This window comes from Bacillus sp. LNXM12-1, assembly GCF_003004375.1.
Classification (GTDB): Bacteria; Bacillota; Bacilli; order Bacillales; family Bacillaceae; genus Bacillus.
Genome location: NZ_PVWX01000005.1, coordinates 230902 through 250729 on the forward strand (window position 1 = coordinate 230902; position 19828 = coordinate 250729).

A 19828-nucleotide genomic window follows, 5' to 3' on the forward strand; every position below is an offset into this window, starting at 1 on the left:
GAAAGCTGTTTTATTTTGTTTCGTCATTTGCCTGCTGTTCTGCTACGCGGTCAAGTGCCATCGTATAGGCATCATTTCCGTAGTTCAAGCAGCGTTTGACACGTGAGATGGTTGCAGTGCTCGCACCTGTTTCCGTCTCAATTTTATGATACGTGTTCCCCTCGCGAAGCATACGCGCTACTTCAAGACGCTGTGATAAAGATTGGATTTCATTGATGGTACACAAATCATCAAAGAATCGATAGCATTCTTCCAGGTCTTTAAGGGATAAGATGGAGTTGAATAACTGATCTAAGCTTTTGCCCCTTAATTTATCAATTTGCATCTTTATACATCTTCTCCTTTACTATTGGCACACCGCTTCGCACGACATTCTATGAAGAAAAGCGGTATCTTTCCTGACTAATTTTTTTCAACCTCAGCAATGAGCTTTGAACGAATCATGACAGGTTTGGTTCTACGCTGGAAATGCCGTCAGTTCTTTCGTAAGCCGAAGCTTCTTTATCGTATACAAATTCGACAAGTTCTGTCATTTTCCTTGTACGACAATCTGACAAACTTGTTTGCTTCCGATATCAAGATCACTTCTGCTTGATTAGTTATGCCCTAAAATACAGGTTGTGCGGAAAGCTCAGCGAGACCACAAACATGCGCCCCGCCTCGCTCAATTATTCAAAATATGTTGGTCGGCCAGCGTAACCGACAGATTCATTTTTCAATTAGGGCATTTCACTCGTCATGTCAAAGCCCTCTGCTTCAACAACTCCACATAAGCATTTTCACTTACATGGCAGCGAAGAGATCCATTGCTCACTTCTGCCCTATAACAGCTGTCAGAAATGTGGCAAAGATGATACAGCTCCACTCTGTTATATTTTAACGCATTATAGACGGAAAGAGTACAGTTTTTTTCATGACATCAAATATTCCTCTTGGTGTCACTCGAATATACGGCAAATGTGTACTTTGGAAAAAGACAAGTGTATCAATTGGGCAATCAAATGGATAGCCTCGCTCAATGAGCAGCTCGCGTAATGTTTGTATCTGCTGAAGAACAGTCTCAAACGGTTCAGCCGATGCACAGCCTGATAATTGCAGCGGGATTTCGTGCAAAATTTTCCCGTTCTCTGTGAGGACGATCCCCCCGCCGATTTCTTTCATTCTCTTATGTGCCAGCATCATGTCCTCTTTATTTTTCCCAATCACTAAAATGTCACCCGTGAGCGAAAATGAGCTGACAAAGCCTTGCACTTTGTTTGCGAAACCTTTGAGCATCGTATTCACACGCCACTCGCCTTTTCGGTCAATCAAGCTAAAGAAACTTTGATCATGGTCACAGGACAGCTGGTTCACCGAGTTATCAATCTCCACTGTATAAGGCTCCATGATGACAGCATTTCTCATTTTGACACCTAGCGGCATGGAAAATTGCAAATCACTCATCGTCAGATCATAGCATAAATCTAATGGAACAAGCCCGCCATTTTTCCATTTAGTTTCTTGAAATTGATGCTGGTTCTCGCCATCCAATTTGAGAGTAACCCCTTTAGATATCACCGTTTCAGGATTTGGGTTCATCGGATCATCTAAAATATTCAAAGAAGCCAGCCGGCCGGGACCGACAACACCTAATAGGTCATCAATTTGATAGTATTTTGCAATGTTAAATGTCGCCATATTATACGCATCAATGATAGGCACGCCTTCTTCAAGGGCAATTGAAATCAAACGATTAATCATACCTTCCTCATAAAAATGAGGCGCAGCTCCGTCTGTTGTATAGAAAAAGTGATCATAGTGTCTAAAATCACGCTCGTGCAGTTCTCTTAAAATGTTCACTAAATCTGGGCGGATGGAAGAATGACGAAGTGAGACATGGTAGCCAAGGGACAAGCGTTTTAGCACATCGTCCGCATTCATCGCTTCATGATCGCTGTCCGCGCCAAACAGCTTCATTTTTGTTAGCGTTTTCTCGGAAGCTCCGGGGAAATGCCCTTCAATTCGTTTTCTCTGCTTCTTCGTTTCTTGCATGCAATATAAAATGAGATCATCACCGTCCATCAATCTTGGCCAGCTTGTTAATTCGCCGCCTTGAAGGACATCAGGATGATCAATCCATTCCTTGCGATAGTTGATAGGAAGCATCTCATCTTCATATCTGACTTCAGTCTGAAGATCGTATCTAGACCACCAGAAATACTGAAATGGCTGCTGTTTTAATTCACACAGAGTGGAAAGCGCTTTCTTTTCATTGCTCTGCAAAAGAAGAAATAAGTTATCGCTGACCATCGTTGTTGTGCCAAATTGAGACACATATTCTGCAAGTGATTGGGGATTATAAATATGGAACGGATGCGCGTGAGGCTCTATATACCCAGGCACAATGTATTTCCCTTCACAATCAATCACACGTTTAGCTGATTTATTTTGAGGAAGCTCTGCTCCGACATAAACAATTCGATCATCATGTATCCAAATATTTGCCTTCACCCATTGTTTCAAAAATGGGTTTAGCACGAGTCCATTCATTAAAAGGAGTGTTGGAACTATTTTTGAGTCGACTACATCGATTTGTGTGCGGATGTCATTGTTTCTCCAATTAAAAGTACGTTCGGACATTCACATACTCTCCTTCATTTGTATTAGCACTATCGTAACATAACGAACCACGTTACGCATTAATGAAACGTTACAATTTCTTGAAATCACACTTAAAATATTTAAAAAAGGAGATTCACCTTCAATGAAACCTAATCTCGGCTTAATGGAAGCGCTCATTCGAATTGCCTGCGGAATGACAATATGTACTGTGGCTGGTTCTTTATATGCTAGAAAACCATGGAGTAAAATGCTGCTTTTCAGCATCATGTGCGGCGGGATGAAACTGGCATCTGGCATTCTTCGTTTTTGTCCAGTGACGTATATGTGTGAGCAGCAGGACACACATAAAGAGAAGGCTGAGTGAGACAGCCTTCTTTTTTTGTAATTATTTTCTGCCTCTTTCATCACTCCGCTGCTTCACACCATTCCACCATCGTACCTGCGATAATTTCTGCTGCTTCAATCACATGCTCAATATCGATGGATTCATTCGGAAAATGGGCAAGCTCTGTTGTTCCAGGTCCAAACACGATGATCGGAATACCTGCCGCCTGTGACAGTAATCCGCCGTCTGTTCCCCAAGGAGCGGCTTCGATCTTTGGCGGCTCCTTCTTGACTGCTTCATATTGTTCCTTCAATAGACATAAAAGTGGATGATCCGTATCGATTGAGCCTGGAAGCCATCTTGCCCCAAACCATTCGACCTCGACAGGATGATCTTTGAACCATTCATCCTTTTCCCCAAGTCCCGTCATCCAATTTTCTAATTCCTTCTCTGCCTGCTCAACCGTCTCACCTGGCATCACTCCAAGTCTGCCCTCCATTGTGACCAGATCTGCTACAGAGGACGGCCAATCACCGCCTTGAATTTTCCCCATGTTGATGGGGATCGGAATTGGGATATGCTGAAATAACGGCTCGGTGATGCGCTGATTTCGTTCTTCTTCAAGTGCCGCTATATGCGTAAGAACGATCATACTCTTTTCAATAGCGGAAACACCGTGATATCTTGTTCCGCCATGAGCTGCCCTTCCTTTAATATACAGTCTGAACCACTTAGATCCCTGCTGAATCGGAAAGATTTTCATATGACTTGGTTCTGGAATGATGGCCGCATCTGCTGTATACCCTCTCAGTATGGCTGCAAGGGTGCCTGCACCGCCGCTTTCTTCTTCGACGACACTATGAAACACAACATCTCCTTTCAGCGGAATCTGAAGCGCATGCAGTGCCTCTAGTGCGAAGAGTAAAGAAACATTTCCGCCTTTCATATCTGTTGCCCCGCGTCCATAAAGTCTCCCGTTTATGATATGCCCGCTGTAGGGCGGATATGTCCATTGTTTCGTATCTCCTGCTGGAACAACATCCACGTGCCCATTTAATAAAATGGATTTGCCGCCGCCTTTCCCCTTCAATCGTCCGGCGACATTGGGACTTCCTTTAAAGGAACGCCTCGGGGAATAGAAATACGGATGTTCCAGCAGGTCTTCTCCGCCAATATCCCATACATCTACATCAAAACCAATTGCGGAAAGCTTATTTGCTACAATTTGCTGCACATCTTGTTCATTCCCTTGGGTGCTTTCACATTGCACCATTTGCTGAAGAAGCGCAATCGCTTCATCTTGGTGCTCTCTCATCCAGCTTCTGATCCGTGTAATTGGCTGCAAGTCAGTCATCCTTTCTACACAACAGATTTGACATCAGGCGCTAAAATTAATGGGGCCTCTGTCGCCCTTATGACATCTTCCGGCTGAAACGGCGGCATGACTTCACGTAAAATGAGCAGCTGTGATTTGACCTCAATGACTGCCATATCCGTAATAATCAGATCCACACAAGACTTAGCGGTTAAGGGCAGTGTACAGGCAGATTTCACCTTTGACTCACCGTGTTTATCAAGGTGGCTCATCACCACCACAACCTTTTTCGCCTTTTGCGCAAGCTCAATCGCTCCGCCCATCCCCGGTACTCGTTTGCCCGGCACAATCCAATTCGCAAGATCACCCTGACTGCTTACTTCAAGTGCACCTAAAATGGTCATATCAAGCATACCTTTCCGAATGATGCCAAAAGCTGTCGTGCTGTCCATGTATGAACCGCCTTTTGTTAATGTAATGGGAAAACCGCCTGCATTGCACAAATTCGGATCTTCTTCTCCTTGTGCTGGTGAGGCTCCTGCCCCCATAATGCCGTTTTCTGCATGCAGCCACACCCTGTAATGCGCTGGGATGTATTCAGCTGCAAGTGTCGGGATGCCGATCCCTAGATTGACGATCATACCATCTTCAATTTCCTGCGCCGCGCGTTTGGCTATGCGGTGTCTTAAATCGATGTCTCCCATGCCCATGTCCAGTTCACTCCTTTTGATTGCACGATCTGGTTCACAAATACCCCTGGTGTCACGATTTCTTCTGGATGAAGACTGCCCACAGGCACGATCTCTTCCACTTCCGCAATGGTCCAGTCTCCTGCCATCGCCACAATCGGGTTTGTATTCCGTGCACTTTTATCAAAAATCAGATTTCCTGCTTCGTCTGCTTTGAGGGCATTCACAATGGCAATATCCGCTGTTAGCGCAGGCTCAAGGATATATGTGTTCCCGTTTAGCGGAACGAGCTGCTTCTCATCGAGATTGAGGCTATCCATGCCGACATCTGTCACAATGCCTGCCAAGCCCATCCCGCCTGCTCGAATTTTTTCTGCTAGAATGCCTTGCGGGTAAAAATGAACGTCTAGTGTACCTGCCTGCATTTTCTGTCCGGCTATTGGATTTGAGCCAATATGAGAAGCAATGATCTTCTTGACTCTTCCTTCTGTGATCAGCCGGCCAACACCTATTTGCGGGAAGCCTGCATCGTTTCCGATCAATGTCAGATCTTTGATATTCGCTTCTAGGATGGCGTCGATCAATGATGGCGGGGACCCTACGCCGCCAAACCCGCCAAACATGATGGTCATGCCGTCCCTAAAATGCGTGATCACTTCATCAACATTCGCTGTTTTGTTCATCATCTTTCCTCCCTACATCGCAGATGGGAAAAACCCTCGGTTGATGACTTCTTGTTCGACCTGCGTGATTGTCTGCTCAAATAATTGAATGAGTTCATCCATCTCCTGCTGCGTGATGGAAAGCGGCGGTGCAATCATGACCGCTGCACCTCCCACTCCATCCTCTCCAGCGCTTGCTGGGTAAACGAGCAAGCCATTTTGCTTGGCCGTCTCAACGACTAAATGCGTCATTTGAGCATGGGCAGGAAATGGTGTTTTCGATAAGCGGTCTGCGACAAACTCAATGCCAATGAGCAGTCCCTTTCCTCTCACATCTCCTATGATGAAATGGTTTGTTTGCAAATCCTTTAAAGCATTCATTAAATATCGGCCAGACAGATCCGCTCGTTCAGGAAGCTGATGTTTTTTCATATATCGTATGACAGCTAGTGAGACGGCTGCTGAAAGCGGATTGCCGCTATAGGTGTGACCTGCCATCACAGAACCTGAACCGCTCAGAATCGGTGCGATAACATGATCTGCTGAGACGGCTGCCGCAATCGGTGAATAGCCGGCACTCATGCCTTTGCCGAGAACCATAATATCTGGTACGACGCCCCAATGTTCCATCGCAAACATTTTCCCAGTTCGTCCAAAGCCTGTCATGACTTCGTCTGCAATCATTAAAATATCGTTTTCCTCACAGACACGCTTCATCGCTTCAAAATATCCGTCTGGCGGTACAAGCGCCGCTCCCGATGCTCCAACAATCGGCTCTGCAATAAAAGCGGCAATCCTCTCTTTTCCTATACGCTGAATGACGGTTTTAAATTCCTGGACATACCATTCGACCTGCTTGACCTCTTCCTTTGGCAGCCATGAACGATAGCTATATGGCGGAGACAGCACCGGATGCTTTTCGAGCAATGGTTCAAAGCGCTCTCTCCTTGCAATATGTCCTGACATCGACAGCGCACCGAGTGTGATGCCGTGATAACTCATCCATCTTGAGATAATGTGATTTTTCTCAGCCTTCCCCTGCTCCTGCCAATGCTGAATAGCAATTTTCATAGCAGTTTCCGTTGCCTCTGATCCGCTTCCGACAAAAAAAGACCAGTTCAGGTTACCTGGGCAAAGCGTACTCAATTCATAGGCAAGTTCTTCTGCTGGTTCATTTGTGAATTGCGATCTGTACGTAAAGCTCACTTTTTCCGCTTGCTCTGTCATGGCATCAATGATCTCACGTATGCCATGTCCAATACTTGCCGTGACAGCCCCCGAAGAGCCGTCTAAATATTTTTTCCCGTCCCGATCATATAAATAAATCCCCTCTCCTTTCACAGCCACAGGATAATGCTGATTCAACATCGGTTTGATTAAGTAATCCCGGGTCTCCACTTTGCCATTCCTCCCTCTCTTGTCAGCAGCTGCATCTTTCTTTTTTCATGAATCGCAAGAAAATTTTGTATACTTGTTATAAGATTAGCTTAATCAAGAGGGCAGTCATCCTCCATTCGCCACATGCCCGAATTTCACACGCATTTTTTATACATCGTGTATAAGAGTGTTCAAAAGGAGGTCATGAGTCTATGGCGATTCTCGTCAAAGATGCACTTTCGCTCGATATCATGAAGGGAACAAAGCTGCTCGCTGGAGAAAATGGACTGGACCGACTCATTCAATGGGTGACCATCGTCGAAATCATCGAAGACACGTCAAGACTTTCCGAAGGGGAATTGCTCGTCACAACAGGCTTTGGACTTGCAGACAATCAAGAAAGACGCGACCGGCTTGAGGAATTGATTCAATCTCAAAGGCTATCAGCCATCGCTATTTATAAAGGTGTATACTTAAGCGACATTCCAGCATCACTCATTCAAGCAGCGAAAAATAGCGGCATTCCGCTCATCGAAATTCCGCCGCACATCAATTTCTCAGACATTACAAAAGCCGTCCTAGAACAAATCGTGAGCAGTCAGCTCCATCAGCTTAAATATTCATCAGCGATTCATCAAAGACTGACCCAATTAAATGTAAGGAATAAAAATGTGACGCAAATTACAGATGAACTGGCACATCTCACTGCAGCGAACATCGTCGTGCTTGATGTCTTTTTACATCAAACAGCGGCTCATCTCATCAAAGATGAAGTGACGTACTCTCCTGCCTTTGGCTTTCTGACAGATCGTGAACCAATTGAAACCATGCCCCTTCTTAAGCAGGCAGAGGAGAAAGGCCGGCTCGTCTATGACACGTGCGGAGCGTTTGTCCTCGCCGCATGTCCGGTGATTGCGATGGGGGATATTTTCGGGTTTATTGTGTCTTTAAAGAAAAAGGATACGTGGCATCATCTCGACGCGATTGCCATTGAGCATGCCGGGGCAGTGTATGCGATTGAATGGCTGAAGCAAAAGGCCATTCAAGATACAGAAAACCAAATGCAGGGACATTTGTTAGATGATATTTTGCAGCAGCAATATACAGAAGAAAGCTACGTGGTCGAACAAGCAACAAAGCTGCAATATGATATGAGCGAGGAGCAGGTGGTGATCTACTTTCAATTCCAGCATCAGCACACACAGCTCGATCATCAAATGATGCAGCGCCTCTCTCAATTACTCACATCGATATTTGAACGCAGACATATTCCCTTTTTACTAAAGGCAAGGCTCGATTCCATTTTTGTCCTGACACCCGCAGGAAAAAAAGCGTTTCAAGAAGCGGAGTGGTATCGCGCAGCAGAGGAGTGCCGGAGCACTTGGTCGTATTTTTTTCCCGTCCATCCGATTGTCATTGGCATCGGGAGAGCCTATGACCAGATCAGTCTCTTTGCAAAAAGCGCGAAGGAAGCGCAGTATGCAGCAAGGCTCCTTCCGCTTTTAAAAACAGACGAAAGCATCATTCATTATCAAAAGCTTGGCTTATATGGCATGCTTCTTGAAATGAATGAAGCGGGTATGAATTTGCATGACTTTTACGTGGAGCTGTTAAGTCCTTTGCTTTTTACGAAAAAACAAGGGGCTGACCTGATCCATACACTCGAAGTGTATTTGGCACACAATGAAAATATTCAAAAATCTGCGGGAGAATTGTTTATTCATAGACATACATTAAGCTACCGGCTGAAACAAATTGAAACGAGAACAGGCTGCAGCCTCAAATCCACTGATGATCGGATGAAGCTGCAGCTCAGTATCATGGCGTACCGTCTATCTGGTCTGCTAGATCAGATGAGAACCATTTCATGATTCATTCGGCGTTTTGACCCATAGATTCATATCTTCAATTTTGTCAAAAATATAGCAGTTGTTTTGGAAGCGCCCGGTATACGTATACCCGAGCTGATAAAACACTTGATTCATCCCATAGGACAGTGCACGTGCAAGAGAATAAAAGACATAGATATGCATCGACTGGAGTTCTTTTTCAAGTGCTAGAATCAAATGATGCATGAATCCTAGTTTTCTGTATGATGGAAGGGTCGCACAATCTGTTAATTCCGCATGGCCATATAACGCATTGATTTCAGCGGATGCTGCACTCACAATGTGTCCGTCATGTTCAACAACATAAAAGACAGTCCCTTCCGCCATTACCTTTTGGATATAATCTGGCTCGTTCATTGGCGTAGGATACGTTTCAAAGACCGTATCATAGAGCTTTGCCAGCTTGTGAATATCCTTCGGATCGGCTTTCCTCATCACATACTCATCCTGCCACGTGCCTTGGTCTTTTTTCATCTCCTTCGCTTGAATGGATGCGACGATCTTATCTTCCTCCAGCCAATACGAACTGTTCATTCGATCCTCAGTGAGAAAAAGCGACATGCCGTACGCATCACTTCCGAGGAAATAATGAGAAAACACCCCTTCAAGCCGAAAGCCTTTTTCTAAAAAAAGAGGTACATGCTCACGTCTTACTTTCACAATGACCTTAGAAACCTTACAGTCCGCCGCTTCCTGAAGTACCGACTGAATCACATCCCGCACCCTGCCGCTATAGTCATCCAAACGGATTCGCTCATTAAATGAATCAATACAGATCAAGGCAGAAAAACGCTCGTTTGCAAGTTTCTTCAATTGCACCATACACTCATTCCTCTCTTATGAATCAGTTAATAAAGAATTTCCAAATGGATGAGACAATCGCCATACTCACCAATATAGACATGCTCATATACATCATGGCTGATCTCTTTTTGACTTTGTTTTGCTTTCTTGCTTCATTCATGATGAGATTTGAGAACACGACAAATAAAATAAGTAATACGATTGCAAATAGAATGATTCCTTGAATGACCATACTGCCTCCTCATCAACTCGTGATCCCATACTACTTCTTCATATTCGATCGGCATCCCTTCTCATGAACAAAAAACACCTTTCCATCTCATCAGATAGAAAGGTGTTTTAATTAAACGGATTTCCCCGCAGCCTTCAGTGCACGGGCGCCAATGTCACGGCGGTAAAATAGACCTGGCTGCATGATTTCTTCAACCGCTTCATACACTCTTGATCTTGCCGCTTCAAATGTATCGTCAAATGCCGTCACATTCGCTACACGGCCGCCATTTGTGACGAATTGATCGTTTTCTTTTTTTGTTCCTGCGTGGAAGGTCACGACATCAGACACCGTTGTTTGCAAAGCACCGATTGGTGTGCCTTTTGCGTAGTCCTCCGGGTATCCTTCTGAAGCAAGAACGACACTGATAGCGGCAGTGTCTTTCCACTGTAAGTCCACATCTTTTCCGTCCAGAATGTCGAGGAAGACTTGAACTAGATCTGATTCAAGACGAGGGAGAACCACCTGCGTTTCAGGATCACCAAAGCGTGCGTTGAACTCAATGACTTTTGAGCCTTCTGGTGTCAGCATTAAGCCTGCATATAAAATGCCTGTAAACGGACGCTCTTCCTGCACCATTGCGCGAGCCGCCGGTTTGACGACATCTTCCACCGCTTTTTGGACGACTTCTTCTGAAATTTGCGGAACTGGCGAATAAGCCCCCATCCCGCCGGTATTCGGCCCTTTGTCATCTTCGAATGCCCGTTTGTGATCCTGCGCGATCACCATTGGATACACCTTTTCTCCATTGACAAAGGCCATCAGTGAAAATTCCTCGCCTGTTAAAAATTCCTCGATGACGACAGATGCACTCGCATCGCCAAACTTTTCATCTTCCAAAAAGTCGTGCAGACAGTTGATCGCCTCTTCAAGTGTCATAGCGACTGTCACGCCTTTTCCTGCTGCAAGACCGTCTGCTTTAATGACAATTGGCGCACCCTTTTCTTCCACATAAGCCTTCGCTTCTTCAAACGATGTGAAGGTAGCGTAAGCGGCGGTCGGGATATCATAGTTTTTCATTAAGTCTTTTGCAAATTCCTTTGAGCCCTCAATCACCGCAGCTTTTGCATTTGGTCCAAATACCTTTAGATCTGCCTCTTCAAATGCATCCACTACACCTGCAATTAAAGGAACCTCTGGGCCGACAATCGTTAAGTCGATTTCATTATCTTTTGCAAAACGAATTAATGCCTCATGATTACCTTCATCGATTGGGACAAGCTTCGCAGCATCTGTCATTCCATCATTGCCGGGTGCGACAAATACTTGGCTGACAAGTTCACTTTGCTTCACTTTCCATGCGATGGTATGCTCTCTTCCGCCTCTGCCGATAATTAATACGTTCACACTGTCATCCCCTTAATGTTTGAAATGTCTAACGCCAGTGAAGACCATGGCGATGCCGTATTCATCTGCCTTTTGAATCGATTCTTCATCACGAATGGAACCGCCTGGTTGAATGATCGCTGTGACGCCTGCCTTCGCAGCAGCTTCCACTGTATCGCCCATTGGGAAGAATGCATCAGAGCCCAGTGCGCTTCCTTTCGCTTTTTCACCTGCTTGCTCAATCGCAATGTTTGCTGAGCCGACGCGGTTCATCTGACCAGCACCAATCCCTGCTGTCATTTGATCTTTCGCGAGGACAATCGCATTTGATTTCACATGCTTGACGACTTTCCATGCAAGCTTTAAGTCTTTCCATTCGTCTTCTGTAGGTTCTCTTTTCGTTGGAATAGAGATCGTTGCTTCCTCTAAGCCGTACGTGTCAATATCCTGCACGAGCAGTCCGCCATGGACACTTGTCAGCTGCTTTTCTTTTTTCTCAAGATTCGCTTCTACATCTAGTGTTAATAGACGAAGATTCTTTTTCGCTGTTAACACGTCAAGTGCTTCTTGACTAAAAGATGGGGCGATGACGATTTCTAAGAAAATCGTATGCAGCACGTCAGCCGTTTGTTTGTCTACTTCACGGTTAAGCGCCACAATGCCGCCAAAAATAGAGGTTTCATCTGCTTTGAATGCACGGTCAAAGGCTTCAGCAATCGTTTCTCCTGTACCAACGCCGCACGGATTCATATGTTTTACAGCCACAGCCGCTGGCTCCGTAAATTCACGTACGATTTGAAGAGCTGCATCTGCATCTTTGATATTGTTATAAGAAAGTTCTTTTCCATGTAATTGCGTTGCAGTAGCCAAAGAGCCTTTGCTTGGAAGAGCATTTTCATAGAAAGTCGCCGCTTGGTGCGGGTTTTCTCCATAACGAAGGGATTGTTTTTTCTCAAACGTGACGGTGAACTGCTCTGGCTCTGTTTCGCCAACAAAGTTCGTTAAATAATCTGCAATGAGGGCATCGTAAGCAGCTGTATGACGGAATACCTTCGCCGCAAGCTCACGTTTTTTCTCAAGTGACACGCCGCCTTCTTTGATTTGCTGAACGACTGTACCATAATCACGAGGATCGACAATCACTGTGACGTCTTGGTGGTTTTTCGATGCCGCACGAAGCATTCCCGGTCCGCCAATATCAATGTTTTCAATCGCTTCTTCATACGTTACATCGTCTTTTGAGATCGTCTCTTTGAAAGGATAGAGATTCACGACAACAAGATCAATCGGCTGAATGCCATGCTTTTCAATCTGTGCCATATGCTCATCGTTTTCTCTCACTGCCAATAATCCACCATGAATGTTTGGGTGAAGTGTTTTGAGTCGTCCGTCCATGATTTCAGGGAATCCAGTGACTTCAGAAATCCCAATGACATCAATGCCATTCTCTTGAAGAAGCTTATGTGTACCTCCAGTTGAAATGACTTCAACACCAAGTTCTGTTAATTCTTTCACAAAAGGTACTAGATTCGTTTTATCGGAAACACTGATTAATGCGCGTTTGATCGTCATGCCTTCGTCACCTCATTAAGATAATTCTAAAAGTGATTTGATCACTTTTGGATATAGTGTGTGTTCTAGTTCATGCATTCTTTTTTCAATCGATGCAAGCTCTTCGCCTTGTTCAATATAAATCGCGGCTTGATCAATAATCGGACCTGTATCCATCCCTTCATCGACAAAATGGACAGTGATGCCTGCCACTTTGACACCTGCTTGATAGGCTTGTCCGATGGCATCAAGACCTGGGAAGGCTGGCAGCAAAGATGGGTGAATATTCACGATTTTCCCTCTATACGCTTCAAGTAATGTCGGACCGATCAGTCTCATATACCCAGCAAGGAAAACCCATTCTACTTCATGAAGCCTAAGCTGTTCGATGATCGTTTGTTCAAAAGCGGCTTTATTCGGAAAAGCCTTCGGGGTAAAAGCAAAGGAGGCAATGCCCTCTTTCTCAGCACGCTCCAGCACCTTCGCACCCGGTTTATCACAAATCACAATGGCGGCCTCTGCCTGCCACTGTTCTTCTTTTAACGTATCTATAATGGCTTGAAAGTTTGTCCCGCTTCCAGAGGCGAAGATCGCAAACTTCTTCATGAGAGGCTTCCACCGCCGAATGTGACACCTTCTCCTTTTTGAACACGACCGATGAGAAATGCTTTCTCTCCATCTTGTTCAAGTTCACTAATCACATCCACAAGATCGTCCTCTTTTACAGCTAAGACAAAGCCAATGCCCATATTAAACACGTTGAACATCTCTTCTGCCTTCAACTGACCCTTTTCTTGAATAAAGGAGAAAATTGGTGGTACTGGCCATGAGCCGTTATCAATCTCAACGCCAAGACCTTCAGGCAGCATACGTGGTAAATTCTCGATAAAGCCGCCGCCTGTCACATGTGCCATGCCGTCAACTTTGCCGGCTTTCACTTGTTTGAGAACGGGCTTCACATAAATTTTTGTCGGTTCAAGAAGCTCTTCTCCAAGCGGTCTTGTAAAAGGTTCATACGTTTGGTGCAGATCAAGACCAGCGTCTTCCAGCAAAACTTTACGAACGAGAGAGTAGCCATTGCTATGAATTCCGCTTGAGCTCAGTCCAATGAGCAAATGTCCCTCTTTGATGCTGTCTCCTGTCACGATTTCATTCTTTTCAACGACACCTACCGAAAAACCAGCAATATCATATTCTTCTTCTGTGTAAAGACCCGGCATTTCGGCTGTCTCACCGCCGACAAGTGCTGAACCAGACTGCTCACAGCCGTCAGCCACCCCTTTGACAATGGATTCAATTTTTAGCGGATCTGCTTTTCCAACGGCTAAGTAATCTAAGAAAAAGAGCGGTTCTGCCCCTTGTGCAAGCACATCGTTGACACACATGGCCACGGCATCGACGCCGATCGTATCGTGTTTATCCATTAAAAAGGCAAGCTTTAATTTTGTTCCGACACCATCTGTTCCTGAAACAAGAACAGGCTTTTTATATGGCAGCTCAGATAGATCAAACATACCGCCAAATCCACCTAGAGCGCCCATGACACCTGCTCGTTTTGTACGTTCTACGTGTGTTTTCATTCGTTTGACGGCTTCATACCCTGCTTCGATGTCGACACCGGCGTTTTTATATGCTTCTGACATCCCATTCACTCCTTTTAGCTGCTGCTTTCCATGTATTTTCGGCAGAATGAAAGAGCAGCATATCAACTCATCTTGACTGCTGCTCCTTTATTCGATTATTTCGTCAGGACCGTTTCCTTCACATGCGGAAGAACCGTATCTTCATAAATTTCAGTCGGGTATTTCCCAGTAAAGCATGCTAAACACTGACCGCGCTGCGGATCATCATACTTCCTGCCAATCCCGTCCATTAAACCGTCTACAGATAAAAATGCAATGGAGTCTGCACCGATTTCCTGTCTAATCTCTTCCACTGAATGAGAAGAAGCAATCAGCTCTTCGTGTGTGGATGTATCAATTCCATAAAAACATGGGTGTGCAATTGGCGGTGAACTAATGCGTACATGGACTTCCGTCGCACCCGCTTCTCTTAGCATCGTGACAATTCTGCGGCTCGTTGTACCGCGTACGATGGAATCATCCACCATCACGACACGTTTTCCTTCGACAACCCCGCGCACAGCAGACAGCTTCATCCGTACGCCCTGCTCACGCAATGCTTGAGACGGCTGGATAAACGTCCGGCCAACATAACGGTTTTTAATCAAACCGAGCTCATACGGAATACCTGTTGCTTCGGCATATCCAATCGCTGCAGAAATACTGGAATCTGGTACACCTGTCACAACATCTGCTTCGACATGCGCTTCTTCGGCAAGCTTTTTGCCTAGATTCTTTCTCGCACTATGCACATTGATGCCGTTGATATTGCTGTCAGGTCTTGAGAAATAAATATATTCCATGCTGCACATGCTGCGGTTAATGTTCATCGAGAAGCGCTCAGATTTCAAGCCTTCATCATTAATGATCAGCATTTCGCCAGGCTCCACATCACGTAAATACGTGGCACCGACAACATCAAATGCGCATGTTTCAGAAGCGACAACATAAGCATCCCCAAGCATACCAAGTGAAAGCGGGCGTAAGCCGTTCGGATCAAGGGCCACGATCATTTCTGTTTCCGTCATAATTAAGAAAGCATATGCTCCCTTAAGCATAGACAACGCATTTTTGATCTGTTCCTTCAATTCCATATGCCCGCTGCGCTTAATTAAATGAGCCAGCACTTCGGTATCAGAAGAGGTCTGAAAAATACTCCCTTGGTTTTCTAGCTGCTGCTTTAACTGCGTTGCATTCACTAAGTTCCCATTATGAGCAAGGGCAAGGCTGCCATTGTTTTGCGAACGGAAGAAGAGAGGCTGCACATTTTCAAAGCCGCCTCCGCCTGCTGTCGCATACCGAACGTGTCCGATCGCCCCTTTTCCTTTCAAATCCTTTAGCTCACCGTTTTGAAAGACTTCCGTAATCAGTCCAAGGCCTTTGTGTGACGTCAGGTTCTCACCATCTGTTGCAATGATTCCCGCACCTTCTTGTCCTCGGTGCTGAAGGCTATGCAATCCGTAATATGTGATTTGCGGGGCTTCTTCGTGTCCCCAAACCCCAAAGACACCACACTCTTCATTTAAGCCTCTGATTTCAGCAAGCATGGGATCGCTCCTTTCCATGCACGTTCAAGCTCGTTGACCGCTGCATGAATCCATTGTTGTCCTTCTTGATTTTTGACAGTAAATATACCATCATTTGTAACCGTTCCGACTTCTTTCGCATCTTTGACCGCCGCAGCAAACGCTTCGCGGTGCTCTGGTCTGACTGTGACAACAAAGCGTGACTGTGTTTCACTGAATAAGGAAGCTTCGCTGTTTAAATCGATTTGGATATCAGCGCCAAGACCGTCTGTTCCAAATGTACTTTCAGCAAGTGCTACACCAAGTCCGCCTTCAGATACATCGTGTGCTGATTGAACGAGACCGTTTTGAATCGCGGCTAGCAGAGCTTCTTGACGCGTCAGCTCTACATCCAAATCAATGTCTGGTGCTTTTCCGTAAATACGGCCTTCTGTCATCTTTTGAAGCTCACTGCCTGCGAATTCTTCCTTCGTCTCACCAATGACGAAAATCACATCGCCAGCCTGCTGGAACGATTGAGTCGTAATATGAGCAGTATCTTCAACCAAACCAACCATTCCAATGACTGGAGTTGGGTAAATCGCTGTTCCATTTGATTCGTTATATAAAGAGACGTTCCCACCGATAACTGGTGTGCTTAGCGTGCGGCATGCTTCGCTAATACCGTCAGCTGACTTTTCTATTTGCCAGAAAATTTCTGGTTTCTCCGGGTTACCGAAGTTCAGGTTATCTGTCACTGCTAGCGGACGCGCGCCTGAGCAGACAATGTTACGTGCTGCTTCAGCGACTGCGATTTTCCCGCCAACCTCTGGATCAAGGTAGAGATAGCGTGCGTTACAATCTGTTGTCATCGCTAGGGCTTTTTTCGTTCCGCGGATTCTTAGTACGCCCGCATCAGAGCCTGGTGCAACAACCGTATTTGTCCGAACCATGTAGTCGTATTGATCATAAACCCATTCTTTACTTGCAATTGTTGGCTGCTGAAGGAGCTGCTTTAACGTTTCGGCTGCATCTGTGATGGCTGGAGCTTCAACTTTTGTTTCTAAAAACTCACGATAGTATGCAGGCTCACTTGACGGCTTGTGATAAACCGGTGCTTCTTCTGCAAGAGCGTCAACAGGAAGCTCACATACGACTTCACCTTGATGGAGTAAACGAAGCATTTTATCGTCTGTCACATGACCGACTGATACCGCTTCAAGATCGTATTTTTCGAAAATATCAATGATTTCTTGCTCGCGGCCTTTTTCAATGACCAGAAGCATTCTCTCTTGCGATTCAGACAGCATCATTTCGTATGCGGACATGCCTGTTTCACGCTGCGGAATGAGGTCTAGATTCATCTCAATACCAGAACCTGCTTTACTCGCCATTTCCGCACTTGAGCTTGTTAAACCAGCCGCTCCCATATCTTGAATCCCAACGAGCGCATCGTTTTTGATGACTTCAAGGCACGCTTCAAGCAGCAGCTTTTCCATGAACGGATCGCCGACTTGAACCGCTGAACGTTTTTCTTCTGATTCATCAGAAAATTCTTCAGACGCAAATGTTGCACCGTGAATACCGTCACGTCCCGTTTTAGCACCAACGTACATCACCGTGTTGCCGACACCTTTGGCCTGCCCTTTTTTGATGTCCTCATGGTTGATTAATCCAACACACATCGCATTTACGAGCGGATTGCCTTCATAGCTTTGATCAAAATGAACTTCTCCGCCGACTGTAGGAATTCCGATACAGTTTCCATAGCCTGCGATCCCTGCCACTACTTCTTCAAACAAGTACTTCACGCGCGGTGAAGTCAATTCACCAAAACGAAGAGAGTTTAGTACAGCAATTGGACGCGCACCCATGGAGAATACATCACGGATAATTCCGCCGACACCTGTTGCCGCTCCTTGATACGGTTCAATCGCAGATGGATGGTTATGTGATTCGATTTTAAATACAACCGCTTGGTTGTCTCCAATATCAACGATTCCAGCGCCTTCCCCAGGACCTTGAAGAACATGCTCTCCTTTTGTCGGGAATTTGCTTAAAACAGGCTTTGAGTTTTTATAACTGCAATGCTCTGACCACATGACAGAAAAAATACCCGTTTCTGTGTAGTTTGGCAGCCTGCCAATAATGGATTCGATTAAAGCGAATTCTTCATCACTCAATCCCATTTGCTGATACAATTTCTCTTCTTTAATTTGCTTGTGACTTGGTTCAAGCAGTAGTGACATGAGTGTCCCTCCAATTTTTCACGATAGATTGAAACAATTTAAGTCCGTCTGCGCTGCCTAGTAATGAATCAACCGCGCGCTCAGGGTGCGGCATCATACCGAGTACATTGCCCTCTTCATTCGTTATACCTGCAATTCGATTGACACTGCCGTTAATATCGTCTCCGTAAGTGAAAGCGATTTGGCCATTTTGAATGAGCTTCGCTAAAGTGTCTTCATCACAGTAGAAGTTGCCTTCACCGTGTGCTACAGGAATCGTAATGGATTCGCCTTTTTGATAGCCGCTTGTAAATTGCGTTTCGCTGTTCTCTACAATGAGTTCAACTGAACGACAGATAAATTTCAAGTCTTTATTTCGTCTCATCGCACCTGGAAGAATGCCAAGCTCCTGAAGAATTTGGAACCCGTTACAAACACCGAGAACAGGCTTTCCTTCCGCAGCTGCTTTTTTCACCGCCGGCATGATGTTAGAGAAGCGAGCGATCGCACCACATCTTAAGTAATCCCCATAAGAGAAACCGCCTGGTACGAGTACACCGTCAAATCCGTCTAGACTCGTTTCGTCGTGCCATACATATTCAACTTGTTCACCTAACTCATCTTGAATCGCATGGTACATATCGATATCACAGTTAGAGCCAGGCAAGACGATCACTGCAAACTTCACTGTGCGACAACCTCCTCCACCTCATAGCGGTAATCTTCAATCACCGTGTTGGCCAGTAATTTTCCACACATTTCTTTGACGACTGTGTCTAAATCACGATCTGATTTTTCAATGACAAGCTCCATGTATTTCCCGATACGGACATCCTTTACTTCCTGATAAGACATGCTGTGCAAGGCGTGCTGCACGGCACTTCCTTGTGGATCAAGAACGCTCTCTTTTAAGCTGACAAAAATTTTCACTTTATACATGTTTATGGCCTCCAAGTCTTTTGAAAATTTCTTCGTATGCATTCGTCAAGCCGCCCAGGTTTCGTCTGAACACGTCTTTATCAAGCTTTTCGTTTGTATCTTTGTCCCAAAGCCTGCACGTATCAGGTGAAATCTCATCAGCTAGCAAAATACGATTCTCGTGATCTATTCCGAATTCAAGCTTGAAATCAATTAAATTTACATGGCAGTCTGAGAAGATTTGCTTTAACTCTTCATTCACTTGTCTTGTGATCTGTTTCATTTCCTCGACCTGTTCTGGTGTCGCTGCATCTAAAATGCGAATATGATCTTCTGTAATGAGCGGATCGCCGAGTGCATCATCTTTGTAGTAAAACTCGATTAATGGTGTATCCAGTTTTGTTCCCTCTGGAATGCCAAGGCGCTTTGACATACTGCCTGCCACCACATTTCGTACTACCACTTCAAGCGGAACAATCTGCACCTTTTGAATGAGCTGTTCTGTGTCAGAGAGTCGTTTCACAAAGTGATTGTTGATCCCTTTCTCATGCAGCATTTGAAAGATTAAGCTCGAAATTTCGTTATTCAGTCTGCCCTTGCCTTCGATTTCAGCTTTCTTTTCGCCGTTAAATGCTGTCGCTGAGTCTTTATATTCGACATATAAAATATGCTCGTCATCGGTCTGATAGATTTTTTTCGCTTTGCCTTCGTAGAGAAGTTCTTGTTTCACAGTCATTCAGGTTGG

19 protein-coding genes are annotated in these 19828 nt (G+C 45.2%); 2 read left to right on the forward strand and 17 right to left on the reverse strand.

Features of this window, described 5'->3' with window-relative positions; genetic code table 11:
• Positions 1-10 precede the first annotated feature (10 nt).
• Positions 11-325, reverse strand: coding sequence for a YerC/YecD family TrpR-related protein (locus C6Y07_RS17525; protein ID WP_003214053.1), 315 nt, complete (start codon positions 323-325; stop codon positions 11-13).
• A 551-nt stretch (positions 326-876) separates the two neighbouring features.
• On the reverse strand, positions 877-2619 hold the full coding sequence (locus C6Y07_RS17530; protein WP_106071897.1) for an adenine deaminase C-terminal domain-containing protein: 1743 nt from the start codon (positions 2617-2619) through the stop codon (positions 877-879).
• 124 nt (positions 2620-2743) lie between these two features.
• On the opposite strand from C6Y07_RS17530, the gene C6Y07_RS17535 reads away from it, so the two are divergent.
• A complete protein-coding gene (locus tag C6Y07_RS17535) occupies positions 2744-2965 on the forward strand; it encodes a YgaP family membrane protein (RefSeq protein ID WP_060595694.1) in 222 nt (73 codons plus the stop codon).
• A gap of 40 nt (positions 2966-3005) precedes the next feature.
• Here C6Y07_RS17535 and C6Y07_RS17540 read toward each other — a convergent pair whose 3' ends face one another.
• Genes C6Y07_RS17540 through C6Y07_RS17555 form a run of 4 tightly spaced genes read right to left on the reverse strand, consistent with a single transcriptional unit; the run spans position 3006 to position 6990 of the window.
• Positions 3006-4271 carry a peptidase gene (locus C6Y07_RS17540; RefSeq protein WP_060595693.1) on the reverse strand — a complete coding sequence of 422 codons (1266 nt, stop codon included), beginning with the start codon at positions 4269-4271 and terminating at the stop codon, positions 3006-3008.
• A 14-nt stretch (positions 4272-4285) separates the two neighbouring features.
• Complete coding sequence (locus tag C6Y07_RS17545) at positions 4286-4951, reverse strand: 3-oxoacid CoA-transferase subunit B (RefSeq protein WP_066031218.1); 666 nt, start codon at positions 4949-4951, stop codon at positions 4286-4288.
• Positions 4927-5613, reverse strand: coding sequence for a CoA transferase subunit A (locus tag C6Y07_RS17550; protein WP_081311440.1), 687 nt, complete (start codon positions 5611-5613; stop codon positions 4927-4929). Before C6Y07_RS17550 ends, C6Y07_RS17545 begins: the two co-directional genes overlap by 25 nt.
• 12 nt (positions 5614-5625) lie before the next feature.
• Positions 5626-6990 (reverse strand): aspartate aminotransferase family protein, encoded by a 1365-nt coding sequence (locus C6Y07_RS17555; RefSeq protein WP_066031219.1) that lies wholly within the window; start codon positions 6988-6990, stop codon positions 5626-5628.
• A 191-nt stretch (positions 6991-7181) separates the two neighbouring features.
• Between C6Y07_RS17555 and C6Y07_RS17560 the strand changes: the two genes are divergently transcribed.
• Positions 7182-8840 carry a PucR family transcriptional regulator gene (locus tag C6Y07_RS17560; protein ID WP_066031220.1) on the forward strand — a complete coding sequence of 553 codons (1659 nt, stop codon included), beginning with the start codon at positions 7182-7184 and terminating at the stop codon, positions 8838-8840.
• On the opposite strand, the gene ablB is transcribed toward C6Y07_RS17560, so the two are convergent.
• The 11 genes from ablB to purC form a co-directional block, all read right to left on the reverse strand.
• Positions 8835-9680, reverse strand: coding sequence for a putative beta-lysine N-acetyltransferase (ablB, locus tag C6Y07_RS17565; RefSeq protein WP_106039485.1), 846 nt, complete (start codon positions 9678-9680; stop codon positions 8835-8837). The two genes, C6Y07_RS17560 and ablB, sit on opposite strands and share 6 nt — an antisense overlap.
• A 22-nt stretch (positions 9681-9702) precedes the next feature.
• The gene (locus tag C6Y07_RS17570; RefSeq protein ID WP_066031222.1) at positions 9703-9894 is read right to left on the reverse strand and encodes a hypothetical protein; all 192 of its coding nucleotides are present in this window, start codon (positions 9892-9894) and stop codon (positions 9703-9705) included.
• Positions 9895-10005: 111 nt separating this feature from the next.
• The gene (gene purD, locus C6Y07_RS17575) at positions 10006-11280 is read right to left on the reverse strand and encodes a phosphoribosylamine--glycine ligase (RefSeq protein ID WP_106048647.1); all 1275 of its coding nucleotides are present in this window, start codon (positions 11278-11280) and stop codon (positions 10006-10008) included.
• 12 nt (positions 11281-11292) lie between these two features.
• Positions 11293-12831 carry a bifunctional phosphoribosylaminoimidazolecarboxamide formyltransferase/IMP cyclohydrolase gene (purH, locus tag C6Y07_RS17580; protein WP_060595685.1) on the reverse strand — a complete coding sequence of 513 codons (1539 nt, stop codon included), beginning with the start codon at positions 12829-12831 and terminating at the stop codon, positions 11293-11295.
• 15 nt (positions 12832-12846) lie between these two features.
• Entirely contained in the window at positions 12847-13416 is a 570-nt protein-coding gene (purN, locus tag C6Y07_RS17585; protein WP_060595684.1) for a phosphoribosylglycinamide formyltransferase, read from the reverse strand.
• The gene (gene purM / locus C6Y07_RS17590; protein ID WP_066031224.1) at positions 13413-14453 is read right to left on the reverse strand and encodes a phosphoribosylformylglycinamidine cyclo-ligase; all 1041 of its coding nucleotides are present in this window, start codon (positions 14451-14453) and stop codon (positions 13413-13415) included. The genes purN and purM overlap by 4 nt, the downstream gene beginning before the upstream one ends.
• A gap of 95 nt (positions 14454-14548) precedes the next feature.
• Positions 14549-15979 carry an amidophosphoribosyltransferase gene (purF, locus tag C6Y07_RS17595; RefSeq protein ID WP_058015529.1) on the reverse strand — a complete coding sequence of 477 codons (1431 nt, stop codon included), beginning with the start codon at positions 15977-15979 and terminating at the stop codon, positions 14549-14551.
• On the reverse strand, positions 15955-18186 hold the full coding sequence (purL, locus tag C6Y07_RS17600; RefSeq protein ID WP_060595682.1) for a phosphoribosylformylglycinamidine synthase subunit PurL: 2232 nt from the start codon (positions 18184-18186) through the stop codon (positions 15955-15957). The genes purF and purL overlap by 25 nt, the downstream gene beginning before the upstream one ends.
• Positions 18170-18853 carry a phosphoribosylformylglycinamidine synthase subunit PurQ gene (gene purQ, locus C6Y07_RS17605; protein WP_034664782.1) on the reverse strand — a complete coding sequence of 228 codons (684 nt, stop codon included), beginning with the start codon at positions 18851-18853 and terminating at the stop codon, positions 18170-18172. The genes purL and purQ overlap by 17 nt, the downstream gene beginning before the upstream one ends.
• On the reverse strand, positions 18850-19104 hold the full coding sequence (gene purS, locus C6Y07_RS17610) for a phosphoribosylformylglycinamidine synthase subunit PurS (protein ID WP_060595680.1): 255 nt from the start codon (positions 19102-19104) through the stop codon (positions 18850-18852). Before purS ends, purQ begins: the two co-directional genes overlap by 4 nt.
• Positions 19097-19819: a phosphoribosylaminoimidazolesuccinocarboxamide synthase gene (purC, locus tag C6Y07_RS17615; protein ID WP_106048646.1), complete on the reverse strand. Its 723-nt coding sequence runs from the start codon at positions 19817-19819 to the stop codon at positions 19097-19099. Before purC ends, purS begins: the two co-directional genes overlap by 8 nt.
• Between the last annotated feature and the right edge of the window lie 9 nt (positions 19820-19828).